Origin of the sequence: Paraburkholderia sp. A1BS-2L (genome assembly GCF_051125205.1) — a bacterium.
Classification (GTDB): domain Bacteria; phylum Pseudomonadota; class Gammaproteobacteria; order Burkholderiales; family Burkholderiaceae; genus Paraburkholderia.
In genome coordinates, this window is sequence record NZ_CP120428.1 from 1840356 (window position 1) to 1863533 (window position 23178).

The 23178-nt window shown below is 63.4% G+C and carries 28 protein-coding genes, 2 tRNA genes and 1 pseudogene; 12 read left to right on the forward strand and 19 right to left on the reverse strand.

The window, feature by feature from the left end; all coding sequences use genetic code 11:
• From cysW to P5W98_RS08250, 3 genes are all read right to left on the reverse strand, one after another.
• The gene (gene cysW, locus P5W98_RS08240) at positions 1–1011 is read right to left on the reverse strand and encodes a sulfate ABC transporter permease subunit CysW (RefSeq protein WP_421024109.1); all 1011 of its coding nucleotides are present in this window, start codon (positions 1009–1011) and stop codon (positions 1–3) included.
• Entirely contained in the window at positions 1008–1916 is a 909-nt protein-coding gene (cysT, locus tag P5W98_RS08245) for a sulfate ABC transporter permease subunit CysT (RefSeq protein ID WP_421024110.1), read from the reverse strand. Before cysT ends, cysW begins: the two co-directional genes overlap by 4 nt.
• Positions 1917–2074: 158 nt before the next feature.
• The gene (locus P5W98_RS08250; protein WP_421024111.1) at positions 2075–3118 is read right to left on the reverse strand and encodes a sulfate ABC transporter substrate-binding protein; all 1044 of its coding nucleotides are present in this window, start codon (positions 3116–3118) and stop codon (positions 2075–2077) included.
• A gap of 312 nt (positions 3119–3430) precedes the next feature.
• On the opposite strand from P5W98_RS08250, the gene lexA reads away from it, so the two are divergent.
• The 3 genes from lexA (at position 3431) to P5W98_RS08265 (ending at position 5313) form a co-directional block, all read left to right on the forward strand.
• Complete coding sequence (gene lexA, locus P5W98_RS08255) at positions 3431–4081, forward strand: transcriptional repressor LexA (RefSeq protein ID WP_035526115.1); 651 nt, start codon at positions 3431–3433, stop codon at positions 4079–4081.
• Positions 4082–4135: 54 nt separating this feature from the next.
• Positions 4136–4522, forward strand: coding sequence for a hypothetical protein (locus tag P5W98_RS08260; protein ID WP_421024112.1), 387 nt, complete (start codon positions 4136–4138; stop codon positions 4520–4522).
• 74 nt (positions 4523–4596) lie between these two features.
• Positions 4597–5313 carry a DUF2939 domain-containing protein gene (locus P5W98_RS08265; protein WP_421024113.1) on the forward strand — a complete coding sequence of 239 codons (717 nt, stop codon included), beginning with the start codon at positions 4597–4599 and terminating at the stop codon, positions 5311–5313.
• Between the two features lie 115 nt (positions 5314–5428).
• Here the strand turns inward: P5W98_RS08265 and P5W98_RS08270 are convergent, their stop codons facing one another.
• On the reverse strand, positions 5429–5902 hold the full coding sequence (locus tag P5W98_RS08270; protein ID WP_035526110.1) for a universal stress protein: 474 nt from the start codon (positions 5900–5902) through the stop codon (positions 5429–5431).
• Positions 5903–6078: 176 nt separating this feature from the next.
• Here P5W98_RS08270 and nodI point away from each other — a divergent pair, with 176 nt between their 5' ends.
• The gene (gene nodI / locus P5W98_RS08275) at positions 6079–6987 is read left to right on the forward strand and encodes a nodulation factor ABC transporter ATP-binding protein NodI (RefSeq protein ID WP_421024114.1); all 909 of its coding nucleotides are present in this window, start codon (positions 6079–6081) and stop codon (positions 6985–6987) included.
• Between the two features lie 10 nt (positions 6988–6997).
• Positions 6998–7834: an ABC transporter permease gene (locus P5W98_RS08280; protein ID WP_421024115.1), complete on the forward strand. Its 837-nt coding sequence runs from the start codon at positions 6998–7000 to the stop codon at positions 7832–7834.
• Between the two features lie 21 nt (positions 7835–7855).
• Here the strand turns inward: P5W98_RS08280 and P5W98_RS08285 are convergent, their stop codons facing one another.
• The 4 genes from P5W98_RS08285 to P5W98_RS08300 form a co-directional block, all read right to left on the reverse strand.
• Positions 7856–8278, reverse strand: a complete 423-nt coding sequence (locus tag P5W98_RS08285; RefSeq protein ID WP_035526100.1) for a hypothetical protein — start codon at positions 8276–8278, stop codon at positions 7856–7858.
• Positions 8279–8434: 156 nt separating this feature from the next.
• Positions 8435–9505 (reverse strand): permease, encoded by a 1071-nt coding sequence (locus P5W98_RS08290; protein WP_421024116.1) that lies wholly within the window; start codon positions 9503–9505, stop codon positions 8435–8437.
• A gap of 133 nt (positions 9506–9638) precedes the next feature.
• Positions 9639–10691, reverse strand: coding sequence for an NADP(H)-dependent aldo-keto reductase (locus P5W98_RS08295; RefSeq protein ID WP_421024117.1), 1053 nt, complete (start codon positions 10689–10691; stop codon positions 9639–9641).
• A gap of 168 nt (positions 10692–10859) precedes the next feature.
• Positions 10860–11135, reverse strand: coding sequence for a hypothetical protein (locus P5W98_RS08300; protein WP_421024118.1), 276 nt, complete (start codon positions 11133–11135; stop codon positions 10860–10862).
• A gap of 450 nt (positions 11136–11585) precedes the next feature.
• Between P5W98_RS08300 and dusA the strand changes: the two genes are divergently transcribed.
• The 3 genes from dusA (at position 11586) to P5W98_RS08315 (ending at position 13512) form a co-directional block, all read left to right on the forward strand.
• A complete protein-coding gene (dusA, locus tag P5W98_RS08305) occupies positions 11586–12611 on the forward strand; it encodes a tRNA dihydrouridine(20/20a) synthase DusA (RefSeq protein ID WP_421024119.1) in 1026 nt (341 codons plus the stop codon).
• 94 nt (positions 12612–12705) lie between these two features.
• Positions 12706–12781: transfer RNA gene (locus tag P5W98_RS08310), tRNA-His, on the forward strand.
• Between the two features lie 359 nt (positions 12782–13140).
• On the forward strand, positions 13141–13512 hold the full coding sequence (locus P5W98_RS08315) for a DUF805 domain-containing protein (RefSeq protein ID WP_421024120.1): 372 nt from the start codon (positions 13141–13143) through the stop codon (positions 13510–13512).
• Between the two features lie 45 nt (positions 13513–13557).
• On the opposite strand, the gene P5W98_RS08320 is transcribed toward P5W98_RS08315, so the two are convergent.
• The 5 genes and pseudogenes from P5W98_RS08320 to ssuD all read right to left on the reverse strand — a co-directional run bounded on the left by P5W98_RS08320 (position 13558) and on the right by ssuD (position 17012).
• Complete coding sequence (locus tag P5W98_RS08320) at positions 13558–13800, reverse strand: DUF6566 family protein (RefSeq protein WP_421024121.1); 243 nt, start codon at positions 13798–13800, stop codon at positions 13558–13560.
• Between the two features lie 98 nt (positions 13801–13898).
• Positions 13899–14000 (reverse strand): annotated as a pseudogene (locus P5W98_RS08325) (TOBE domain-containing protein); the annotation flags it as partial.
• Entirely contained in the window at positions 13958–14917 is a 960-nt protein-coding gene (locus P5W98_RS08330) for an ATP-binding cassette domain-containing protein (RefSeq protein ID WP_421024122.1), read from the reverse strand. The gene P5W98_RS08330 and the pseudogene P5W98_RS08325, both read right to left, overlap by 43 nt.
• On the reverse strand, positions 14914–15762 hold the full coding sequence (gene ssuC / locus P5W98_RS08335) for an aliphatic sulfonate ABC transporter permease SsuC (protein WP_421024123.1): 849 nt from the start codon (positions 15760–15762) through the stop codon (positions 14914–14916). The genes P5W98_RS08330 and ssuC overlap by 4 nt, the downstream gene beginning before the upstream one ends.
• 92 nt (positions 15763–15854) lie before the next feature.
• Positions 15855–17012: an FMNH2-dependent alkanesulfonate monooxygenase gene (gene ssuD, locus P5W98_RS08340; protein ID WP_421024124.1), complete on the reverse strand. Its 1158-nt coding sequence runs from the start codon at positions 17010–17012 to the stop codon at positions 15855–15857.
• A gap of 364 nt (positions 17013–17376) precedes the next feature.
• Between ssuD and P5W98_RS08345 the strand changes: the two genes are divergently transcribed.
• Positions 17377–17802, forward strand: a complete 426-nt coding sequence (locus P5W98_RS08345; RefSeq protein WP_413185749.1) for a hypothetical protein — start codon at positions 17377–17379, stop codon at positions 17800–17802.
• A gap of 60 nt (positions 17803–17862) precedes the next feature.
• Here the strand turns inward: P5W98_RS08345 and P5W98_RS08350 are convergent, their stop codons facing one another.
• The 3 genes from P5W98_RS08350 to P5W98_RS08360 all read right to left on the reverse strand — a co-directional run bounded on the left by P5W98_RS08350 (position 17863) and on the right by P5W98_RS08360 (position 20204).
• On the reverse strand, positions 17863–19020 hold the full coding sequence (locus P5W98_RS08350) for an enoyl-CoA hydratase/isomerase family protein (RefSeq protein WP_421024125.1): 1158 nt from the start codon (positions 19018–19020) through the stop codon (positions 17863–17865).
• 99 nt (positions 19021–19119) lie between these two features.
• Entirely contained in the window at positions 19120–19851 is a 732-nt protein-coding gene (locus tag P5W98_RS08355) for a TetR/AcrR family transcriptional regulator (protein ID WP_421024126.1), read from the reverse strand.
• 68 nt (positions 19852–19919) lie between these two features.
• Entirely contained in the window at positions 19920–20204 is a 285-nt protein-coding gene (locus P5W98_RS08360; protein ID WP_421025220.1) for a DUF1488 domain-containing protein, read from the reverse strand.
• A gap of 307 nt (positions 20205–20511) precedes the next feature.
• Between P5W98_RS08360 and P5W98_RS08365 the strand changes: the two genes are divergently transcribed.
• Entirely contained in the window at positions 20512–20724 is a 213-nt protein-coding gene (locus P5W98_RS08365; protein WP_421024127.1) for a hypothetical protein, read from the forward strand.
• Between the two features lie 28 nt (positions 20725–20752).
• On the opposite strand, the gene P5W98_RS08370 is transcribed toward P5W98_RS08365, so the two are convergent.
• Positions 20753–21085 (reverse strand): DMT family transporter, encoded by a 333-nt coding sequence (locus P5W98_RS08370; protein ID WP_421024128.1) that lies wholly within the window; start codon positions 21083–21085, stop codon positions 20753–20755.
• Positions 21086–21095: 10 nt separating this feature from the next.
• Complete coding sequence (locus P5W98_RS08375) at positions 21096–21593, reverse strand: heme-degrading domain-containing protein (protein WP_421024129.1); 498 nt, start codon at positions 21591–21593, stop codon at positions 21096–21098.
• 219 nt (positions 21594–21812) lie between these two features.
• On the opposite strand from P5W98_RS08375, the gene P5W98_RS08380 reads away from it, so the two are divergent.
• Both P5W98_RS08380 and P5W98_RS08385 read left to right on the forward strand, forming a co-directional pair.
• Positions 21813–21889: transfer RNA gene (locus tag P5W98_RS08380), tRNA-Met, on the forward strand.
• Between the two features lie 113 nt (positions 21890–22002).
• A complete protein-coding gene (locus tag P5W98_RS08385) occupies positions 22003–22284 on the forward strand; it encodes a hypothetical protein (RefSeq protein WP_421024130.1) in 282 nt (93 codons plus the stop codon).
• Between the two features lie 304 nt (positions 22285–22588).
• Here the strand turns inward: P5W98_RS08385 and tnpA are convergent, their stop codons facing one another.
• Positions 22589–23050, reverse strand: a complete 462-nt coding sequence (gene tnpA / locus P5W98_RS08390) for an IS200/IS605 family transposase (protein WP_421023352.1) — start codon at positions 23048–23050, stop codon at positions 22589–22591.
• Between the last annotated feature and the right edge of the window lie 128 nt (positions 23051–23178).

Below are 23178 nucleotides of genomic sequence, written 5' to 3' on the forward strand. Positions count from 1 at the left end.
TTAGCCCTTTCCCTGTTCAAGCGTCCGGCGCAACGCGCGGGTGTGTTGTTGTGGGTGTTGTTGTGTACGTCGTTGGCCAATCACTGCGCCTTGAGGCGCGGCCGCACTGCGCGTGGCCGGCGGTCCCGCGAGCGCCGGCACGTCGCCGGTATCGCGCAGCTCCGCAGACATGTGGCGCTCCGCCAGCAGCTTGAGACCCAGCGTAACGAGCGCGAGCAACGCAAGCAGCGAAGCCACGGCGAACGCGGCCGCGAAGTTGTATTCGTTGTAGAGGATCTCCACGTGCAAGGGCATCGTGTCGGTCTGGCCGCGAATGTGTCCCGACACCACCGAAACCGCGCCGAATTCGCCCATCGCGCGCGCATTGCAGAGAATCACGCCGTACAGCAGACCCCAACGGATGTTCGGCAACGTCACGCGCCGGAACATCTGCCAGCCCGACGCGCCCAGCACGTGCGCGGCCTCTTCCTCGTCGGTGCCCTGAGCCTGCATCAGCGGAATCAGTTCGCGCGCGACGAACGGGAACGTCACGAAGATGGTCGCGAGCACGATGCCCGGCACCGCGAAGATGATCTGCACATTGTGGTCCGCAAGCCAGGGGCCGAGCCAGCCCTGCGCGCCGAACAGCAGCACGTAAATGAGCCCTGAAATCACGGGTGAAACCGAAAACGGCAGGTCGATCAGCGTGGTGAGCAACGCCTTGCCGCGGAACTCGAACTTGGCGATCGTCCACGATGCCGCGAGGCCGAACGCCAGATTGAGCGGCACGGCGATCGCGGCGGTGATCAGCGTGAGCTTGATCGCGGCGAGCGCATCGGGGTCGGCGAGCGATACGAAATAGAAGCCGATGCCCTTGCTCAACGCCTGCCAGAACACGGCCACGAGCGGCACGGCCAGAAACAGCGCGAGAAACGCCAGCGCAATGCCGGTGAGGAGCCAGCGCACCCAGGGCGCTTCCGTTACGGAATTGGGACGTCCTGCATCGCGGACCCGCGTACTTGCTGCACTCATTGCGCCTCTCCTCCAACACCCGCGTGCATCGGGTTCGGCACACGCGAGCGCGACACGCCGCGCGATGCCCGGCGGCTCGTGCGCCGCTGCAAATACCATTGCAACGTGTTGATGAGCAGCAGCATGACGAACGACACGCACAGCATCACCACAGCCAGCGCCGTAGCGCCCGCATAGTCGTATTGCTCGAGCTTCGTGATGATGAGCAGCGACGTGATTTCCGACTTCATCGGCACATTGCCCGCGATGAAGATGACCGAACCGTACTCGCCCAGCGCGCGCGCGAATGCGAGCGCAAAACCCGTAAGCAGCGCAGGCAATGCCGCCGGCAACACCACGCGGCGAAACGTGAGCCAGCGCGACGCGCCCAGGCAGGCGGCGGCCTCTTCCTGCTCGCGCTCGAACTCCTCGAGCACGGGCTGCACGGTGCGCACGACAAACGGCAGGCCAATGAACGTGAGCGCCACGAGCACGCCAAGCGGCGTAAACGCGATCTTGAGGCCGAGCGGCTGCAGGAACTGGCCGATCCAGCCGTTGCCCGCATACACGGCGGCAAGCGAGATCCCCGCCACGGAAGTCGGCAGTGCGAACGGCAGATCGACGAGCGCATCGATCACGCGCTTGAACGGGAACGTGTAGCGCACCAGCACCCAGGCGAGCAAGAACCCGAACACCGCATTGATGAGCGCTCCGCCAAGCGCGGAGAAAAATGTGAGGCGGTACGACGCGAGCACGCGCGGCGACGCCACCGCGCGCACGAGCTGCGCCCAATCGAGCGTCGCGGTCTTGAGGAACGTGGCCGCAAGCGGAATGAGCACCACGAGGCTCAGATACGCCACCGTGATGCCGAGCGTCACGCCGAATCCCGGCAGCGCGCCTGGCTTCTGTAATCGAAACGTCGTCATGCTCTATCTCTTCACATGGGTTGCGCGGAGCACCTCTCGTCATACGATACATGCGGGGCGCCGCGGCTAAAGACGCGCCTCGTCGGGCGCGCCTTGTTTTTGGCGTTGCTTGCTACTGCGTATTGCCGTCGGCTTACTACGGCCGGCTTACGGCCGGCTTATTGCGGCTGATAAATCGAATCGAACACGCCGCCATCGGCGAAATGCGTCTTCTGCGCCTTGGCCCAGCCGCCGAACGCCTCGTCGACCGTGTAAAGCTTGAGCTTCGGGAACTTCGCCGTGATCGCCGCCGGCACCTTGTCCGAGCGCGGACGATAGAAGTTCTTCGCGGCAATCTCCTGCCCCTTCTCGCCATAGAGGAACTCGAGATACGCCTGCGCCACCTTGCGCGTGCCGTGCTTGTCCACGACCTTGTCGACCACCGCAACCGGCGGCTCCGCGAGAATGCTGGCCGACGGCACCACGATCTCGAACTTGTCCGGCCCGAACTCCTTAACCGAAAGGAATGCTTCGTTTTCCCAGGCGATCAGCACGTCGTCGATATCGCGCTGCACGAAGCTCGTGGTCGCGCCGCGCGCGCCCGAGTCGAGCACGCCTGCGTTCTTGTAGAGCTTCGTGACGAAGGCCTTCGCCTTCTGGTCGTTGCCGCCCGGCTGGTGCGCCGCATAGGCCCACGCCGCGAGGTAATTCCAGCGCGCGCCGCCCGAGGTCTTCGGATTGGGCGTGACGATCGAGACGCCGGGCTTCACGAGGTCGTCCCAGTCCTTGATGCGCTTCGGATTGCCCTTGCGCACGAGAAACACGACGGTCGAGGTGTATGGCGAGGCGTTGTCGGGCAGACGCATTTGCCAGTCCTTCGCGATCAGCCCTTTATTGGCGAGTGCGTCGATGTCCCAGGCGAGCGCGAGCGTCACAACGTCGGCCTGCAGTCCGTCTAGCACCGAGCGCGCCTGAGCGCCGGAACCGCCGTGCGACTGCTTGATGGTGAGCGTCTCGCCGCCTTTCGCCTTCCACTCCTTGATAAAGGCTTCGTTGATGTCCTGATACAGCTCGCGCGTGGGATCGTAGGAGACGTTGAGCAGCGCCGTGTCCGCATGCGCCGCCGGCGCGAAGGCCGCCATGCCGACGAGCGGCGCCACGCCGATCAGCAGTTTCGCCGCCAGCGTCCTGAACCATGCGTGCCCCGTAATGCCTTGTTTCATCCACTTTTTCTCCGTGTCGTCGTGCGCATTCGTGCACTTTCGTGCGTTCTCGCGTGCCATGCAGCAATCGATGGAGGCCAGTCTAGCGATCGGCTTACATTATTAAAAATGATGTTTTCTCATTTTTTAATACGTAAAAGTGGTAAGGACGGAGGAATTGGGCGCTTGCGCCTGTTTTGCCGGTGGTTGCGTCCGTCGGGGAAGGGAAAGCGCCGTCGCGACGCCGTGCGGATGACAAAGTTCAAGTAACACTTGAAAAGCGGCGAGTACTGTATAAAAATACAGTCACCTGTTCAAACATACAGTAGCGCCATGACCAAACTCACCGCACGACAGCAGCAGGTTTTCGATCTGATCCGCCGCGCGATCGAGCGCACCGGCTTTCCGCCCACGCGCGCGGAAATCGCCGCCGAACTGGGCTTCAGTTCGGCGAACTCGGCGGAGGAACATCTGCGCGCGCTGGCGCGCAAGGGCGTGATCGAGCTGGCTGCGGGCGCTTCGCGCGGCATCCGCCTCGTGCCCGGTCCGGGCGATCTGCCGCATCAATTCACGCTGCCGCACGCGGGCCTCATGCAGCTCTCGCTGCCGCTCGTGGGCCGCGTCGCGGCGGGTAGTCCGATCCTCGCGCAAGAGCACATTTCGCAGAACTACACCTGCGACCCCGCGCTCTTTTCGAGCCGGCCCGACTACCTGCTCAAGGTGCGCGGGCTGTCCATGCGCGACGCGGGCATCCTCGACGGCGACCTGCTCGCCGTGCAAAAAAAGAGCGAAGCGAAGGATGGCCAGATCATCGTGGCGCGTCTTGGCGACGACGTCACCGTGAAGCGCCTGAAGCGGCAGCGCAACGGCATCGAGCTGATCGCGGAGAACCCTGACTACGAGAATATTTTCGTCGCGGCCGGCAGCGCGGATTTCGCGCTCGAAGGCATTGCCGTTGGTCTGATCCGTCCCACCGAATTCTGATAATTCCGCCTGCGCATTTTCTGCGCATCTTCTGCGCATTTTCCGGAGAGAGTCATGGAACGCCTTGCCCGCCTGTTGCCCTTCCGTCAATTCGGCCGTCTGCGCCATCTGCGCGGGATTGCCTCGTGCGCCATGCGCGAGGCGCGTGCTTCGGCGGCGGCCCTTGGCCGTCAATGCGGCTACCAGATCAATGGCTCGCTCTTCGACGACATCGAGCAAGAAGACGAAGCGCGCCCGCTGCCTTCCGCGCAGCCGGCCTTCGCACGCGTTTCGCTCAACAGCACGCTGAATGCGGAGCAGCCCGACCGCCGCGCACCGGTGCGCGTCTATCACGGCCAGTCGCGGCTCATCATGGTGGGCACGATGGAGGCGGTGTGCCGCGCCATCGACCGCTGTATCGCGGAGCAGCAGGCCGATGCGCCGGTCGCGCTGGCAAAGTAAGCAATAAAAGTGGGATCGTTTTTGATTGCGCGCGGTCAACACCCTGATTGAACACTGCAGGGTTGCACTAACCAATGACCGATACCCAAACGTATCCGCGCAAATCATCCAGCTGGAAGAAGCCCGTCGCAATCGCCGTCGCGGCGGTTGCAATCGTGGCGGCAGTGGGCTATGGCTATGCATCGCCATATATCGCGCTGAATAACCTCAAGGCAGCCGCCGACGCACGCGACGCAGCCGCACTGAGCGAGTACGTCGACTACCCGGCGCTGCGCGCGAGCTTGAAGCAGCAGGTTGGCGAGATGCTGCAACAACGCATGGAGGCCGCCCACGCCAGCAATCCACTCATGCTGTTCGGCGCGATGATCGGCAATGCGCTGATCGGCCCACTGGTGGACGCGTATGCCACGCCAGAGGGCGTGGCCGCATTGCTCAGCGGCATGCCGCCGACCGGCAAGCCGGGAGAACGGCCCGCGCCTGTGCCGCCGGCTGAAGCGCCGTCGCCGCCACCATCGTCACAGGCAGGCCAAGCGACGCAGCCCGCGCCCGGCAATCCGCCGGCTCAGGCGCAATCGCCGCAGCCGCAGCAAGCTCAGCCGCGCGCGCAAACCTCGGCGGGCTATCGCAGTCTGAACACGTTCGTTGTCACGTGGCAGCGCGGCGCAAACAGCGGCTATGGCGGCGATCGCTATGCCGCCATCCTGCAGCGTCATGGGCTGTTTTCGTGGAAGCTCGCCGCCGTGGAATTGAACGAGCCGAATACCGGCAACGACGCGAGCGCGTCGAACTGAGCAAGCCGTACCGAGATGAACCGCAAGAATTGCGGCGAGCCATCTTCGTGGTAGTGGCTCCGCCGCTTTTCGCTGATTGACTGAGCGCTGCAATCGCGGAAGCGATTGATAGCGGCTAGGCCGCCGCCTGCTGTTGCTGTTTTTCCTCGGCAGCCGAAGAGCAGGCCACGAGAATGCTGCACGTCACGCGGTCGAGCAGCGGCGTATTGCCCGCACCCATCCACCAGCGCGAAAGTCCGGTGCGGCAGCGATGCCCCACCACTACGAGATCGACGTGCAGCTCATTGGCGAGATTCGCAATCTCGTCGATCGGATGGCCGAACGCGAAGTGGCCCTGCGCGCGCACGCCGCGTTCGGTCAGCCAGTCCACGCCTTCCTGCAGAATCTCGCGCGCCGTTTCTTCGAAGCGCCCACATGCCACGTCGGTGAGCAAGCCCGCACTTTGCGCGATCGTCGAGCGCATGTCGACCACCGAAAGCAGATGGGTCTCCGCATGCAGGTCCAGCGCCAGATCCGCGCCGCAACGCAGCGCCTTGCGGCCTTCGCGCGAGCCGTCGTAACAAAGCAGAATTTTCTTGTAGCTCGCCATGATCGATTCTCCCTACCCGTCTGGAAACGCAGGTCACTATTACATGATGGTGCGCCGCAATTCGACACGCAAGGGCTGGAAAACGCCAGGTTTGCGTGCACATCGATGGTGCAACGGCATGGGGAGATGAACGCCCTATAATAGGCCGCCTTGCAACATGCAACAGCCCCCCAACCATGCCCGCCATCGAATTCGAGCAGGTGATCAAGCACTACGGAGACAGGACCGTCGTGAACGGCCTGTCGTTCGACGTCCTCCCCGGCGAATGCTTCGGGCTCCTCGGCCCCAACGGCGCAGGCAAGACCACCACGTTGCGCATGCTGCTCGGCATCGTTTCGCCCGATGCCGGACGCATCAGCCTGTGCGGCGAACCGGTGCCCGCGCGGGCACGTCATGCGCGCGCGCGCGTGGGCGTCGTGCCGCAATTCGACAATCTCGATCCCGACTTCACAGTGCGCGAGAATTTGCTCGTGTTCGGCCGCTACTTCGGACTCTCGGCAAGCGAAACGCGCGCGCTCGTCGCGCCGCTGCTCGAATTCGCACGCCTCGAAAGCAAGGCCGATGCGCGCGTGGGCGAGCTTTCCGGCGGCATGCGCCGCCGTCTCACGCTGGCGCGCGCGCTCGTCAACGACCCCGACGTGCTGGTGATGGACGAGCCCACCACGGGTCTCGATCCGCAGGCCCGCCACCTGATCTGGGAGCGGCTGCGCTCGCTGCTCGCGCGCGGCAAAACGATTCTCCTCACGACGCATTTCATGGAGGAGGCCGAACGGCTTTGCAATCGCGTCTGCGTCATCGAGGAGGGCCGCAAGATCGCCGAGGGCCCACCGAAGGCGCTGATCGAATCGGAAATCGGCTGCGACGTGATCGAGGTCTACGGGCCCGATCCGGTGGCGTTGCGCGACGAGCTCGCGCCGCTCGCCAAGCGCACGGAAATCAGCGGCGAAACGCTCTTCTGCTATGTCGACGAAGCCGCGCCCGTGCATGCGCTTTTGCGCCATCGCTCGGATTTGCGCTACCTGCATCGGCCCGCGAATCTTGAAGATGTGTTCCTGCGGCTCACGGGCCGCGAGATGCAGGATTAACATCGCCATCATGCAGACACGCACGCAAACCCCGCCGCCCACGCGTCCCACCCAGTCGCCCATGCGCGAGCCGCGCGCGGCGCTGCCGTCGAACGCGACGCACTGGATCGCCGTATGGCGGCGCAACTATCTCGTCTGGCGCAAGCTGGCAATCGCCTCGATGTTCGGCAATCTCGCCGATCCGATGATCTATCTGTTCGGCCTCGGCTTCGGGCTCGGGCTGATGGTCGGCCACGTCGACGGCGTCTCGTACATCGCGTTTCTCGCGGCAGGCACGGTGTCGTCTTCGGTGATGATGTCGGCGAGCTTCGAGTCCATGTACTCGGGTTTCTCGCGCATGCACGTGCAGCGCACATGGGAAGCGATCATGCACACGCCTCTCTCGCTCGGCGACGTGGTGCTCGGCGAGGTTGTCTGGGCCGCCAGCAAGTCGGTGCTGTCGGGCGCGGCCATCATGATCGTGGCGGGCCTGCTCGGCTACGCGAGCTTTCCATCGATGCTGCTCGCGCTGCCCGTGATCGCGCTCGCGGGCCTCGCATTCGCGAGCTGCGCGATGATCGTCACGGCGCTCGCGCCGTCCTACGACTTCTTCATGTTCTATCAAACGCTCGTGCTCACGCCGATGCTGCTGCTTTCCGGCGTGTTCTTTCCGCTCACGCAATTGCCCGCCGTCGCGCAGCACGTCACGCTGATGCTGCCGCTCGCGCACGCCGTCGAGTTGATTCGCCCGGCCATGCTCGGGCGCCCGATCGAGCATGCGGGACTGCATCTCGCCGTGCTCGTGCTCTACGTGGTGGTGCCCTTCGGCGTCGCCTCGATCCTGTTCCGGCGGCGCATGATGCGCTAACGCGCGCGGTTCGGAGCAAGCTCAGTCTTCGTCGTCGCCCCAGGGGATGTCGACATCCGAAATGAAGGCGACGGTCGCGAACGGGCCGCCTTCCTGACGGCCGATCTTGCCGTCGGCGCGATGCCACTCGACGCGGAACTGCGTGGACTGCGACTGGGCAAGCAGGCGAATCGTTCGGATCTCTTCCGGATCCGAGTCCTCGACGGGACCATCGAGCGAAATCAGCAACTGCTGCGGCCAGAGGCCGTCGGCGGGATCGTAAATGCGGTCGCCATCGGGGATCGACGTGTGCGCCTCAACGCCGATGGTCGCCGACGCCTCGACGATCATCTTGCCGAGCGCGCGCAAAACCGCCGTTGCACGAGCGGAGTTGGCCTGCCGGATGGCGAGGTCGCCCCGCGTCAGGGCCTGTTCGAGTTTCGGATTCGTTTTTTGCTTTGCCATGGCGGTTCCCGGGCGCGAGCCCTGTTCTGTGCGGACTGTGTGTGCAGATGGCCAGCCGGCTGGCCGGCAATCCGAAGTTGATGCGTGTCTCTTATCTTAGGGCCTGTTCACGCCGGTGCGCACCAATAACGTGCGAACAGGCCTTAATGAAGCGCGCTAAAAGCCCAGCGCGACTGTCGCCAGCCCTGCCACCACGCCGAACAGCACGACCACCGAGCCCACCAGCGCCAGCGTACGCACCCGGAACGAGCCGGCCAGCATCGCGAACGACGGCAGACTCACGGGCGGCAACGTCATCAGCAGCGCGCCCGCCGGCCCCACGCCCATGCCGAGCGCCAGCATCGCCTGAATGATAGGCACCTCGCCGGCGGTAGGGATCACGAACAGCATGCCGGCCAGCGCAAAAACGACGATCCAGCCGAGGCTGCTCGCCACCTCGGGCCCGATGTGCGGAAAGAGCCACGCACGCGCCGCGCCCAGCAACAGCACGAGCACAATGTATTCCGGCACGAGCCGCACCGCCATGCGCACGAAAAGGCGCAGCCAGCGGATGAGCACATTGCCGCTCTCGGCCTGCTCCTGCGCGAACATCGCGAGCCGCACGTCGGCGGCGAGCGCCTCCTCGCGCGTCACCAGCCGGTTCGCGAGCCAGCCGAGGCCGAACACCATCAGCACGCCCAGCACGAGGCGCAGCGCACTCCACTGCCAGCCCAGCACGAAGCCCATGAACACGAGCGTCGCGGGGTTGAGCACCGAGTTGCCGAGCCAGAACGCGATCGCCCCGCCCGGCGACGCATTGCGCGCGCGCAGCCCCGCCACGACAGGCGCGGCGCAGCACGTGCACATCATGCCGGGCACCGCGAGCAGACCGCCCGCCGCGACGCTGCCGAAACCATGGCGCCCCAGGACGCGCGCAATCCATTGCGCCGGCAACAGCGCCTGCACACCCGAGCCGAGCAGCAGGCCCAGCACCATTGCCTGCCAGATCGCCTTGCCGTAGGCCAAGGCATAGTCGAGCGCGGCCGCGAACGACGGCTCAGGAGCGCTCGCCGCGCCGCCCATCAAGATGGACTTGCCGATCGAATGCGTGGCCTCGGCCGTGAAAGCGCGGTGGTAATACGGAAACCACTTCACATAGAACAGGCCGGCAACGGCCAGCAGAATGAAAAGGGGCCAGCCCCACGAGGGCGGCGATTGTGGGGGTTGTGCTTCGCGTGCGCTGGTCATTGTAGTCATACTCCGCTAAGGGGCTCGGGGTCGGATGATCCGGGGCGAGCGGGTCAAGCAAGGCGCCGACCGGCAGAACCGGGCAGCGCGCGCCGCATGATGCCAGCACGCGCAATGCTTGATCAAGCCAAATTCAAGGTGCGGGATTGGGCTGTACCTCATGCAGCGCGTCGATCTGCGCGAGCGCTTCGGACGAAAGCCTGATATCGACGCTGCCGATATTTTCCTTCAGCTGCGCCATCGAAGTCGCGCCAATCAGATTGCTGGTCACGAACGGCCGGCTGTTGACGAACGCGAGCGCGAGCTGCGAGGGCGACAGCCCAAGCTCCTTCGCGAGCGCCACATAGCGCGACGTGGCCGCCACCGCCTGCGGCTTGCTGTAGCGCTGAAAACGCTCGAACAGCGTGATGCGCGCGCCCTCGGGCCGCGCGCCGCCCTCGTATTTGCCCGAGAGCCAGCCGAACGCCAGCGGCGAATAGGCCAGCAGGCCGATGCCTTCGTGATGCGAGAATTCGGACAACCCGCTTTCGAACGTGCGATTGAGCAGGCTATACGGATTCTGGATGCTGACGATGCGCGGCAGCCCCAGCTTTTCGGCGGCGCGCAGGAATTGCGCAACGCCCCAGGGCGTTTCATTCGACACGCCGATATGGCGCACCTTGCCCGCCCTCACGAAATCCGCGAGCACGGCAAGCGTCTCCTCGATCGGCACCGTGTATGCATCGTCGATCCATGGATACGCGTTGCGGCCGAACGTCATCGTGCTGCGGTCGGGCCAGTGCAATTGATAGAGATCGACGTAATCGGTCTGCAGGCGCGCGAGGCTGCCATCGAGCGCTTCGGTCAGATTCTTGCGGTCGAACTGATTGCCGTCGCCGCGGATATGACGCGGATTGTGCGGCTGGCGTGCCGGGCCCGTTATCTTGGTCGCGAGCGCGATGCGATCGCGCGCCGCGCGATGCCGGGCGAGCCACGTGCCGATGAAACGCTCGGTCTGCCCTTGCGTTTCGGGGCGCGGCGGCACCGGGTACATTTCCGCTGCATCGATGAGCGTGACGCCGTGATCGAGTGCGTAATCGATCTGCTCGTGCGCTTCGCGCTCGGTGTTCTGCTCGCCCCACGTCATCGTGCCGAGGCCGATCAGGCTCACCTTGACGTCCGTATCGCCGAGAGTGCGGTATTCCATCGAAGCATTTTCCATCATCTAATTGAGAAGAACCGCGAAACTATCACGCCGGCCGATTTTTTTCAGGAGCCGGGAAATCCGCGCGCACAAAGCAAAGCGCCGGGGTCCTGAGGACACCCGGCGCCCAGGCCGCCCGATTCAGGGGCGGCGCTTCGGACCGCGAGAAACTTAGTGGCCGAAAAACACTTGCTGCGAACGCGGCGTTTGATCGTGGCGGCTGCCCGACTGCGTCGCCACGCTCGCGACACCGCCGTACGACGCGTCGACGCCTTGCTGCTGGGCACGCTCGGCCGCTACCGTCTGGGCGCTCTGCCCTTGTTGCGACGCCGGCGCGCCAACGTCCGGACGATAAGACGGCGCGGGGCCATAACCGCTGGCGAACGCCGGAGCGGCGATGGAGGCGGAAGCTGCGACCAGCAGCGCGGCGATCAGTTTGGTCTTCATGGTGGACTCCAGTATCAGTTTCGATTGCAGTTCGGGGATGGCGCCGCGCCTGGGAGGTCGATGCCCCATGAGCTGCGTCAGTGAAACTCAGTGTATCCACCTACTATCAAAAAATAATCACGATATATCGAATTTACTATTCCAACGCCGCAAACAATCGCCTCTGCCAGTCCTGGCGGGCCTGAGCGAGGAACTGGTCCTAAAAAAGCGCAAAAAATTTCTGGCGCGATGCACAACACAGAGCACTGATTACATAACGTTCAAAGGGTCTTTCGCGCGGCCGGGCGTGCGGTACGCGCTCCTGCGAGCGCTCGCGCAAAAAGCTCGGTCCACGCATGCCGCCTTGCCGCAGTGCGAAATTGCCGGAAACGCCCCAGAACTCACTGGGCAGGATGCGATAAAATAAAAGGTTGATCCACGCTTGCCGCGCTCCCTGCGCACCGATTCGCCATGTCCACCCACCGTATCGCCAGTCCCCGCCGCGTGTCCGTCGCACCGATGATGGATTGGACCGACCGCCACTGCCGCTCGCTGCACCGCTTCATTTCACCGCACACGTGGCTGTATACGGAGATGGTGACGACAGGCGCCCTGCTCCATGGCGACGTTCCGCGCCATCTGGCGTTCACGCCCGACGAAGCGCCCGTCGCGCTGCAACTGGGCGGCAGCGAGCCGGACGACCTCGCCCGCTCGGCCAGGCTTGGCGAGCAATGGGGCTACGACGAAATCAACCTGAACTGCGGCTGTCCGTCAGAGCGCGTCCAGCGCGGCGCATTCGGCGCATGCCTGATGAACGAGCCGCAGCTCGTGGCCGACTGCGTGAAGGCAATGCGCGACGCAGTCTCGGTGCCGGTGACGGTGAAGCACCGCATCGGCGTGGATGCGGTCGAGGACTACGCGTTTGTGCGCGATTTTGTCGGCACCATCGCGGAGGCGGGATGCACGGTTTTCATCGTCCATGCGCGCAACGCCATTCTTAAAGGCTTGAGCCCGAAGGAAAATCGCGAGATTCCGCCGCTCAAGTACGAGTACGCGTGGCAGCTCAAGCGCGATTTTCCGCAGCTCGAGATCATCATTAACGGCGGCATCAAGACGCTCGACGAGGTGGCTTTGCACCTCGAGCACGTCGACGGCGTGATGCTCGGCCGTGAGGCTTACCACAACCCCTACGTGCTGGCCGGTGTCGATGCGCGCTTCTATGGCGCCAGCAAACCCGCGCCCACACGCGATGACATCGAAGCGAAGCTGATGCAGTACTGCGCGAGCGAAATGGCGCGCGGCACGCACCTGGCCGCGATCACGCGCCACGCACTGGGGCTGTACCGCGGCGAAGCCGGCGCGCGCGGATGGCGACGCGTGCTGTCGGACAACCGCAAGCTCGCCAAGGGCGATCTCGCGATCTTCGAGGAAGCGCGCGCGCACCTGCGCAGCCCCATGGAAGCGTCGCCTGCACTTTCCTCCGAAATATTTGAATAAAGGGACTAGGCAAGTCCGATCGGCTATGTATATAATCTTGCTTCTTGATTGACGCCGCTCACAAAGCAGCGCCAACAAGGAAGCAGTAACAGTGGTGGCTGTAGCTCAGTTGGTAGAGTCCAGGATTGTGATTCCTGTCGTCGTGGGTTCGAGTCCCATCAGCCACCCCAGAGAATTCAAGCAAAAAGCCCAGTTCCTTTGAACTGGGCTTTTTGCTTTCTGGTTTTCGAATACCCGTCCCGCTCCTCCCCGCCATTAACTCAGAAAATGATCAATTCCATGGACTCCTTATGGACTCGATCATATTAGCGACTGCCTGGCGACTCGACGCCTCAATGCCCCAAGCAAGCCTTCACTGTATGCAGAATGAATAGTTTCAGCAAATCTATTCATAGCGAATAATATGCAGGATGCCAAATCAATAAACTCGATGAAATCGATGACATCCCATCGCCACCCGTGCGTAAAATCGCTTCCCACAGCAAGACGATCCCAATAGTACGCACCCGACGACGGACATATCGACACCATGGAAAAATGGCTCGAACGACGCTTCACGCTTTCTGGCCGCGCCACGCGCCGCGAGTACGCCATCACGATGCTGCTCTTCCTGATATTCGTTTATGCACTCGACGTTTTCATGCCCGAAGACGGGCTCGGCAGTACGCTTGCGGCCACGATTCTCGGCATGGTGATTGCGTGCGTGGCACTCTGGGTTCCCATTGCCGCAATGGTGCGCCGGCTCCACGATATTGGCATGAGCGGCTGGTGGTGGTGGTTGATGGCCGCCATGCCGCTGGGCCAGATCGGCATCGTGCTGCTGCTATTTGTCGGCCCTGATAAATTCAATGGAACACGCTTTTATCCGGACCCACGCAAAAGCGAGGCGAGTGCCTTCTGAGCACGCACCTTACCAGGCGGCGCCCTACCGGCAACGCGATAAACCTCATTGCACCGCGTTGCCGTCGATCCACGCACGCGCCGCCTCGAAGCCCGCCTCGGCCGCCGCATGCTCGGTCGACCACAGGCGGTCGATATGGACCAGTTGCCAGTCCGTTACCAGAGCGCCGTCCTTGAGCACGCGAAAGTGCGCCTTCACGCCCGTGAGCACCTGCTCAACCGCCACTTCGATGTCGTAGTCCTTGTAGCGCTCCTCATAGTCACCCATGTCGATGCCTTTCGGCTCCATGATCGTCTCTCCGTCGTGGCCAGGTGATCCATCCTCCCACTTCCACGCCGGGCGCACAACTCTGCGCGCAAGCCCCGAAGCCGCCCGCCAGCGATTGACAACCGCACGATCGACACCTCCGTCGACTTCACGAGCGCAACGACTTCCGAGCGGACCTTCAGTTCGAGTTCGTCGATCGAGCGCGTCGTGATGACCGACGTGGCGTCTCGCTGCCCAGCACGCGCTGGAGCACGCGCGCTTCGATCCCGGCAAAGCGCGCGTCCGCGCGGGCGCGAGGACGTTCGAGCGGCACGCGCTGGTCGAGTGCGATGCAGCCCTGCTCCACCAGCAGAATGCGGTCGCCCAGCGCGACGGCCTCATGCACGTCGTGGGTGACCAACAGCGCAGTAAAGCGATGCTCGCGCCAGAGGCGCTCGATCAGCGCATGCATTTCGATGCGCGTGAGCGCATCGAGTGCGCCGAACGGCTCGTCGAGCAGCAACAAGTGCGGCCGGTGCACCAGCGCCCGCGCAAGCGCCACGCGCTGACGCTGACCGCCCGAGAGCCGTGCGGGCCATTCGTCGGCGCGTGCAAGCAGCCCGACTTCATCGAGCACGGCGCGAGCGTCGTCGCGCGCACCGCGCCCAAGCCCGAGCATCACGTTCTGGAGGACGGTTTTCCACGGCAGCAGCCGTGCGTCCTGAAACATCATGCGCGTCTCGAGCGACGCGCCACGCTCGTCGCGCCGCGTAAGCTCGCCGGCATCGGGTGCTTCGAGCCCGGCAACGAGGCGCAGCAGCGTAGATTTCCCGCAGCCGCTTCGTCCCACGATCGCCACGAAGCTGCCGCGTTCGATCGAGAGGTCGAAGCCATCGAGCACGACGCGCTCGCCATAGCGCTTGCCCACGCGGCGCAATTCGACGGCCGGGTGGTGCGTGCGCGCGTCACTGCGCGCAGTCGCCGTTTCTGTCGTTACCGGCGCGCGTCGATCCTGTTCGCCGGCTTGAGTGCGCTGCGCGCCATGCCGCGCGTCCGCCTCGTGCGCTTCGCGCTCCTGGGTGCGCGGCAACTCGATCTCAGCTTCGAGATCACGGCCCGCGACGCCGCCGAAATGAACCGCCAACGTGCTTGCGTTCATGCATCGCTCCCTTGTTGATAAGCGGGGTGCCAGCGCAGCGCAGCACGTTCGAGCCATTTGGCGAGCCAGTCGGCGAGCTTGCCGAGCGCGGCGTAGAGCAGAACGCCGACCACCACCACATCGGTCTGAAGAAATTCGCGCGCGTTCATCGTCATGTAGCCGATGCCAGACTGCGCGGAAATCGTTTCCGCGACAATCAGCGTCACCCACATCAATCCGAGCGCGAAGCGCGCGCCCACGAGAATCGACGGCAGTGCGCCGGGCAGAATGACTTCGCGACAGAGCGCAAAGCCCCTGAGACCATAGCTGCGCGCCATTTCGATGAGGTTCGCGTCGACCGAGCGGATGCCGTGAAAAGTATTCACATACACCGGGAAAAACACGCCGAGCGCGACGAGAAACACCTTCGCCTGCTCCTCGATGCCGAACCAGAGGATCACGAGCGGAATCATCGCGAGCGCGGGAATATTGCGGATCATCTGGATGGTCGAGTCGAGCGCGGTCTCGGCGGACTTGAAGAGCCCGGTGGCAAGACCGAGCACGAGGCCGATGCCGCCGCCGATCGCGAAACCCGAAATCGCGCGCCAGGTGCTCACGCGCACGTCCTGCAGCATCTCGCCCGATTCGACGAGCGAGCACGCGGCCTTCACGACCGCGAGCGGTTCGGGCAGCACGCGAGTGGAAAGCACACCGCTGCGTGCGGCCAGCTCCCACGCGGCCAGAATCGCGAGCGGCACGAGCCAGGGCGCGACGCGTGCGAACGCCTTGCGCCCAACCAAGGCGAATGGCCGCCCCCCACGTGGATCAATGGCCGCGCCGGCGGCGGTTACAGCGGTTTGGTTCATCGTTATGTCATCCTGATCATATTGCGCGGTTCTGGCGATATTGAATTCGCGTTCGCCTCCATCTGGAAACCGATAAGCCAGTCGATCGTGGATCAGCTCTGGCTCACCTTCGGCAAATACTGATTACCGACCACCTCGCCGAACGGACCCGAGGCCGGACCACCAGACGTCTTCGTGCGGCGTCCCGGCAACAGCGGAAACACGAGCTCTGCGAAGCGGTAGGATTCCTCAAGATGAGGGTAGCCCGAAAGAATGAAGGTCTCGATACCCAGCTGCGCGTATTCCTTCATGCGTTCGGCAACCTGCTCCGGATTGCCGACCAGCGCCGTGCCCGCGCCGCCACGCACAAGGCCCACGCCCGCCCACAGGTTCGGATGCACCTCCAGTTCCTTGCGCGTACCGCGCTTGCCGCCGTGCAGCGCGGCCATGCGGCGCTGGCCTTCCGAATCCATCTTGTTGAACGCCGCCTGCGCACGCGCGATGGTGTCGTCGTCGAGACGGCTGATGAGGCGCTCCGCCGCTGCCCATGCTTGCTCTTCGGTCTCGCGCACGATCACGTGCATGCGAATGCCGAAGCTGATCTTGCGGCCGTGCCGCTCGGCCCGTGCGCGGATATCGGCGATTTTCTTCGCGACGGCCTCGGGTGGTTCGCCCCACGTCAGATAGGTATCGATGTGCGCGCCCGCCATATCGTGAGCAGCCGGCGACGAGCCGCCGAACCACAGCGGCGGATGTGGATGCTGCACCGGCGGATAAAGCGCCCTGCCGCCCTTCGAACTCAGATGCTTGCCTTCGAAGTCGATCGCCTCGCTGGTGTGCGAAGCGGCAAGCAGCTTGCGCCAGATATGCAGGAATTCGTCGGTGATTTCGTAGCGCGTGTCGTGATCGACGAACACCCCGTCGCCTTCGAGTTCGGCGGCGTCGCCTCCCGTCACTACGTTGATGAGCAAGCGTCCATTCGAAAGGCGATCGAAAGTCGCGGCCATGCGTGCGGAAAGCGCCGGCGACGAAAGGCCCGGGCGAATCGCAACGAGAAACTTCAGGCGCCGCGTCGCGGCGATCAGGCTCGATGCCACGACCCAAGCGTCTTCGCATGAACGGCCCGTCGGCAGCAGAACGCCTTCATAGCCGAGCGTATCGGCCGCGACGGCCACTTGCTGGAAATAGGCGAGATCAGCGGCGCGCGCGCCTTCGGCCGTACCCAGATAACGGCTGTCGCCATGGGTCGGGATGAACCAGAAAACATTCATGCATTGCTCCTGCTTTTGTTCGACCCGTGAGACGGAAAAGTTCGAGGCGCGGCCCCATGCGATGGCAAGGACCGGAACACCGCTCAAACCGGCGGGGTCGATTAAATCGGCGGGGCCACAACGGCGGCGCCGTCTTCATGGAGACCCAGTCTAGGGATCGCCCTAAGCGTTTTGAACGATTTTTTTGAGCTTAGGTTTTCCACTTTCGTGCTTTACGCGACGCTTTAACATACACAGGTGCAATCACAGGCGCGGCGCGCCGATATAATGGCGCACACATCGACAATAATCCGGCCGGCCGCGCTTTTACGCCTTTTCATTTCGGGCATGCGCGGTCCGCGCCACGCAATCCTCGCGCACCCTCATGCAAAAACTGATTTTGCCGTTCGTATCCGGCTTTCTGGCCTCGCTGTTCTTTCGCGAAGCAACTCTCGCGCTGCTTCACGCGGCGCAAGTCATCGATGCCGCCGGTTTCTCCACCGAGCCGTTCGCTCCCATCGGCCTGCCTGAGTTCCTCGTCAACGCGATCTGGAGCGCGCTGTGGGCCATCCCGATGACGTGGCTGCTGCGCATCTCGCCGTCGCGCCCCGCTCCGTGGGTGCAGGCGTTCGTGTTCGGCGGCATCGTGCTCACAGCCGCCATGCTGTTCGTGGTCGATCCGCTGCGCGGCATCTGGCCGAGCGGCAACATGCTGCCTCGCGTCGCCATGGGCTTCGCGTCGAATGCGGTCTGGGGTTGGGGCGCACTCGTGTTCATGCGCGCCTTCATGAGCGAAACCAGCGAAGACTGAAGCGGCGCTCATGCGCGGAGAAAGTAGCAGGCGCGCCACGCGCAGCGCCCGCCGGCGAGTCTAATCCGGCAACGCCCGCAGCGGATGCCCGGCGGCATCCCAGGGGCTCTTGAACATCGCCTGCACGTCGGCGGGCGGCACATCCTCGATACGCGCGAAACGCCAGTGCGGATCATTGTCCTTGTCGATGATGCGCGCGCGGATGCCCTCCATCGCGTCGCCCTGGGCAAAGCTCGATCGCGTGAGATCGAGATCGCGGCGCAGTACGTCGGCCATCGAGCCCTCCGCCAGCGACACCGCTTCGAGCGACACCGCCATCGACAACGGCGAGCGCTCCCGCAACACCCCCACGATCTGCTCGGCCCAATCGCTTTGCACATCCTTCGCGTCGTGCTGCACGCTCTCCAGCGACGCAAGAATCGACGCCACCGAAGGCCGCGAAAAATGCTGATCGATCCATGCGCGCGCAACGGCCAGCGCCGAACACGCTGCATTGCGCCGCACCTCCTCGCTCGATGCGGCAACGGCACGAATCCGTTGGACGACCGCTTCGCCCGTTGCGAACGACTCAGTCAGCAGTGCATCGAGCAGCGCGGGCCACGCCGCCTCGTCGATGAACACATCGGCGAGACCGGCATAGAGCGCGCTATCGGCGTCGATCGTCTCCCCGGTCACTGCGAGATAGCGCCCGAGCGCACCCGGCGTGCGCGCGAGGAACCAGCCCATGCCGACATCGGGAAAGAACCCTATGCGTGTCTCGGGCATCGCCATGCGTGTCGTGGTGCCTGCCACGCGCAGTCCGCCGGTGCGATGCGCGCCCTGCGTAATCCCCATGCCGCCGCCCATCACGACGCCATTCAGCAACGCGATATAAGGTTTCGGATAACTGAAGATTGCATGATTCAGCCGATATTCCTCGATAAAAAACGTATCGACTGCAGCGTGATCGCCAGCGCGGTACGACTCATGGAGAAAGCGGATGTCGCCGCCCGCGCAGAACGCGCGCGGATGACGCGTGTGCACGATCACGGCGAGCACTTCGGGGTCGTCGCGCCAGGCATCGAGCGCGGCCTGCATCGAGCGAATCATCGCCGTGGTCAGCACGTTGAGCGCCCGCGGGCGATCGAGCTCGATCAAGCCGATGCGGTTCGCAACCTGCGTGAGCACGTACTGCGCTGCATCGGCGGCAAAGGCGTTTGCGGTGACTTCCTGTGACATGACAATCGATCGATCAGGATGAAAGCACGAAGAAAACCTGCGCTCCGCGGCAGCGCGCGCCATGCTCGCGCCCCCAGCTAACCGCGCCCAGCGAGGCTATCACGATGGGCCGTTTCGCGTTTTCTCCACTGCATTAGCGGGCGGTGGCGGACTGCCAAGCCAGCCGCCGAGCCCGGCGTCGACGATCGGCGCCAACGCCGCCTCATGTGCGAACCCCGGCCCGATCAGCGAAAACACCACCACGCCATGGAGCATCGCCCATAACGCGCGTGCAAGCAGCGCAGGCTCGCCTTGCGCGCCGCTGCGCAAATGCCCCGCGGTCACAAGCGCTTCGAGCGCATCGGCGAACAGATCCGCCACGCGCGCAGCGTCCTCGCAAGGCAGCGCATCGCCGGATTCGGCAATCGCCGGAGGGTCGCGCGCCGGCCGCGTTGCCGCACGGCCCGTCACGTGCGTCCCGGAACGGCCGCCCTCCCGCGGCTCCATGAACATGAGCCGGTAAGCCTCCTGATGCGCGCGCCCGAAGGCGACATAGGCATGCGCCAGCGCATGAAGCCGCTCCCACGGGTCGCCGATCTGCGCGCACGGTTCAAGATGCGCAAGCAACTGCGCAAAGCTCTCGCGTCCCAGCGCGCGGGCAATCTCATCGCGGCTGTCGAAATGGAGGTAAAGCGAAGCCGGCGAATAGCCGATCGCCTCGGCAAGCTTGCGCATCGAAAGTGCATGCAGCCCGTCGCGCATCACGATTCGGCGTGCGGCATCCAGTATGCGCGCGCGCAGTGCCATGCGAAACGCGGTGGCATCGGGGTCTTTGGGTTCAACGATGTCCATGGGAACAGCCTGAGCGCGATTATCGAGCCGGTGCGCCGGGATGTGCGGCACCGGCTCGCCCAGTCTCATCAGGAAAGCAAAGTGCCCGGCGGAAAATGGCCGCTTTTTAGCAATACCGGCGTGCCGTTGCTGAGTTCAAGATGCGCGCGCGCCACGGCCTCGATGCGCGCTCGGCCGGCATCGAACGCCTGCATCCACGCGTCGCGCCCCGCGGACAGCGCACCGAAATGATCCTCGAGCGCCTCGACGGAGATCGCGCAGGGCACGCGCGCACCGTCCACCAGCGCGGGAAACCCCACGGTGAGATTTGCATCGTGCCAGGACGGCGCCTCGGAAGGGAAACGGATATCCATGTCCAGCCCCGTTGGAAAATCTGCAGAAGAAAACCCGCACCGACGGACGGCGGGATCGCGTCCCATGTTACTCGCTGCACGCCCCGACAGGACCGATACGTGACATCGGCCACCGTGCAACCGATAGACGAATGGGTATGGAAGCTGCAACACTGAACATGATCGGCGCGCGAGAAATGCGCGCCATGCAAACCTTTCACTATTGCAAGCGCGGCTTTGTGTGAAGCGCAGCGCCAGCCCGGTTCAACCGGAAGCACGGGCCCGGAGTCAGTGCCAAAGCACTAACGCCGGCCGACGCAGGAAAACTATGGAATCGCACCTGAACGGCCAATACTTCGAAGAAAACCGTGAAATATCCGAGCAGCAGGCCGCGAGCCGCTGGTTCACTTACGCACAGGAACACGGCATCGAGGTCTCGCACGCGATCAGCCTGTGGGAAGACGCGGCCACGCCCGAAGGCGAACGTAGCCGCGAGACCATCGCGACCAGCGGCATCCGCATCGTGCCGCCTGAATACTGAATGGTCTCGGTATGGCCTCGGCGCGACCTCAGTGAGCCTGCATTTTTGAAAACAGATTCAGCACGACCACACCGGCCACGATGAGTCCGAGACCGAGCACCGCGGGCAGATCGGGCACCTGCTTGTAGAGCACCATCGCGACGAGCGTGATGAGCACGATGCCCACGCCGGACCAAACGGCATAGACCACGCCCACGGGCAAATTCTTGAGCGTGAGCGAGAGACAGTAGAACGCGACGCCATAACCGGCGACCACCACCGCCGATGGCACGAGCCGCGAAAAACCCTCCGAAGCGCGCAGCGCGGACGTGGCAATGACTTCCGCGACGATGGCGATGGTGAGAATGAGCCAGGGAGACATGCGCATCGCGTCAGGCCTTCGCAAGCGCGAGCTTGCTGTAGTCGGCGTCGAGATGCGCGCACAGCGCCTCGACCACGAGTTCGTGATCGGCACGCTGCGGCAGCCCCGAAACCGTCACCGAGCCGATCACGCCGGCGCCCGCAACGGCCAACGGAAACGCGCCGCCATGCGTGGCGTAATCAGCTACGGGCAGGCCGTTTTTCTCCGCGAGCGAGGAGCCCGACTGCTGCACGCGCAAGCCGATCGCATACGAACTACGCCGGAAATGCTCGACCACGCGCGACTTGCGGCGCGCCCACTCGACGTTCTCGGGCGTCGCGCCGGCAAGCGCGCAGAAGAACAGCGGCAGGCCAAAGGTGCGCACGTCGATGACGACCGCGTGCGAACGCGCGACCGCAAGTTCGCGCAGCAAAGTGCCGAGTTGCCAGGCGCGATCGGTGTCGAAACGGGGAAACACCAGCGCGTGTTCCTGCGCGGCTATCGATTGCAGATCGAGGGCGATGTCCATGAGAAGTTATGAGGCAGAGTAAGGGGCGAAAAGGTCGGGCGGCTCGCGATTTCTGCTGCGACAACCGGGCACACGATTCTAGCCTGGCCCCTTATGCGAACGGACCGGGCGCAGCCTCGCCCGCCCGGTCCGCAATGATTCTGCTATCTCCCAGAAGAATGTTGGTAATTGTTGTTGCGTCGCAGCGGCATTTACCCTATACTTTCTTTCTCTGACGGACGCGGGGTGGAGCAGTCTGGCAGCTCGTCGGGCTCATAACCCGAAGGTCGCAGGTTCAAATCCTGCCCCCGCAACCAAAGTCCATTGAGACTTTCACAAAAACCGTCATGCCATCAAACCCGCTTCGGCGGGTTTTTTGTTGTCCAGCGAAATCCATCCCGAACGCGGGGCGATATTTGGGGACCGATCAATGAAGAAGCAAACATTCGTCCGCCTGGCACTTGCCGCCGCCTCTGTCGGTCTGGCCAGCGCAGCATACGCGACCGATGTCAACGTAGGCATCAACGTGGGGACCCCTGTCCCTGTCGTGGTCGCGCCGCCGCCCGCCGCCATCGTCGTCACGCCTGGCTGGTATGGCGACCGCTATTGGGATGGCCGCCGTTACTGGGACCGCGACGACTGGGACAAGCACCACCACAACAACAAGGGCTGGCACTGCCCGCCCGGTCACGCCAAGAAGGGCGAATGCTAATCGGACGCCCTTCCGGTCACGCACCCAACACGAAAAACCCGGCTCGCGCCGGGTTTTGTTTTTCTGGCACCTTCCGGTTTCACCTGTCCTTCCTGCCCGCCAATTCGGCACGAATTAGGATAGATCCGATTCGCAACAGGCGAAAAATATCACCATATCTTAGATAAGATATTGTGGTACCGCCGAATTGCATCAAATTTGTAAGGCAAAAATCTACTGGCCTCCAAAGATCGGCTCCAGAGAGAGTGAATCACCACGTTCGTAGAACGTGGTTTCGCCTTAAGCCCCCCATAGGGGGGCACACCTATCGGCCCTTCTGAGAAGGTCCTCTACCCGGTTCCAGCTGAAGCTGCTCTTGATGCATCTCTTCCTTCTCCTGGAACCGTACGTACTTTTGAATCATCTCGCTGTTCAGGCCTACGGAATCCACGCAGTAACCCTTTGCCCAGAAGTGATTGCCCCAGTACGGTTTCTTCTTCAGAAACGGAAACGCCGTAAAAATTCGTATCGCGGTACGTCCTTTCAGGACGCCCATCAGTCCCGATACCGACAGCTTCGGCGGAATGCTTACCAGGAGATGGACATGGTCTGGCTGAACGTTGAGTTCTATCACCTCGCAACCCAGTTGCTGACTAAACACCATCACGCATCTGTAGACTTCCTTGCCGACCGGACCTTGCAGCACGCGAAACCGATATTTCGGCACCCACACAATGTGGTATTGACAATGCCATATGACATGCGATGCTCTTTTGAACCTGCTCATGCTTCTGTTCCTTTTTATGCGTTGTGGGGACAACACACAGAAAGGTACCTGCATGGGCAGGTGCTCTAACAGGCATAGCCAGTTAGGCGATGACCACGTCCATAGGACGTGGATTTCGACTTGTCATT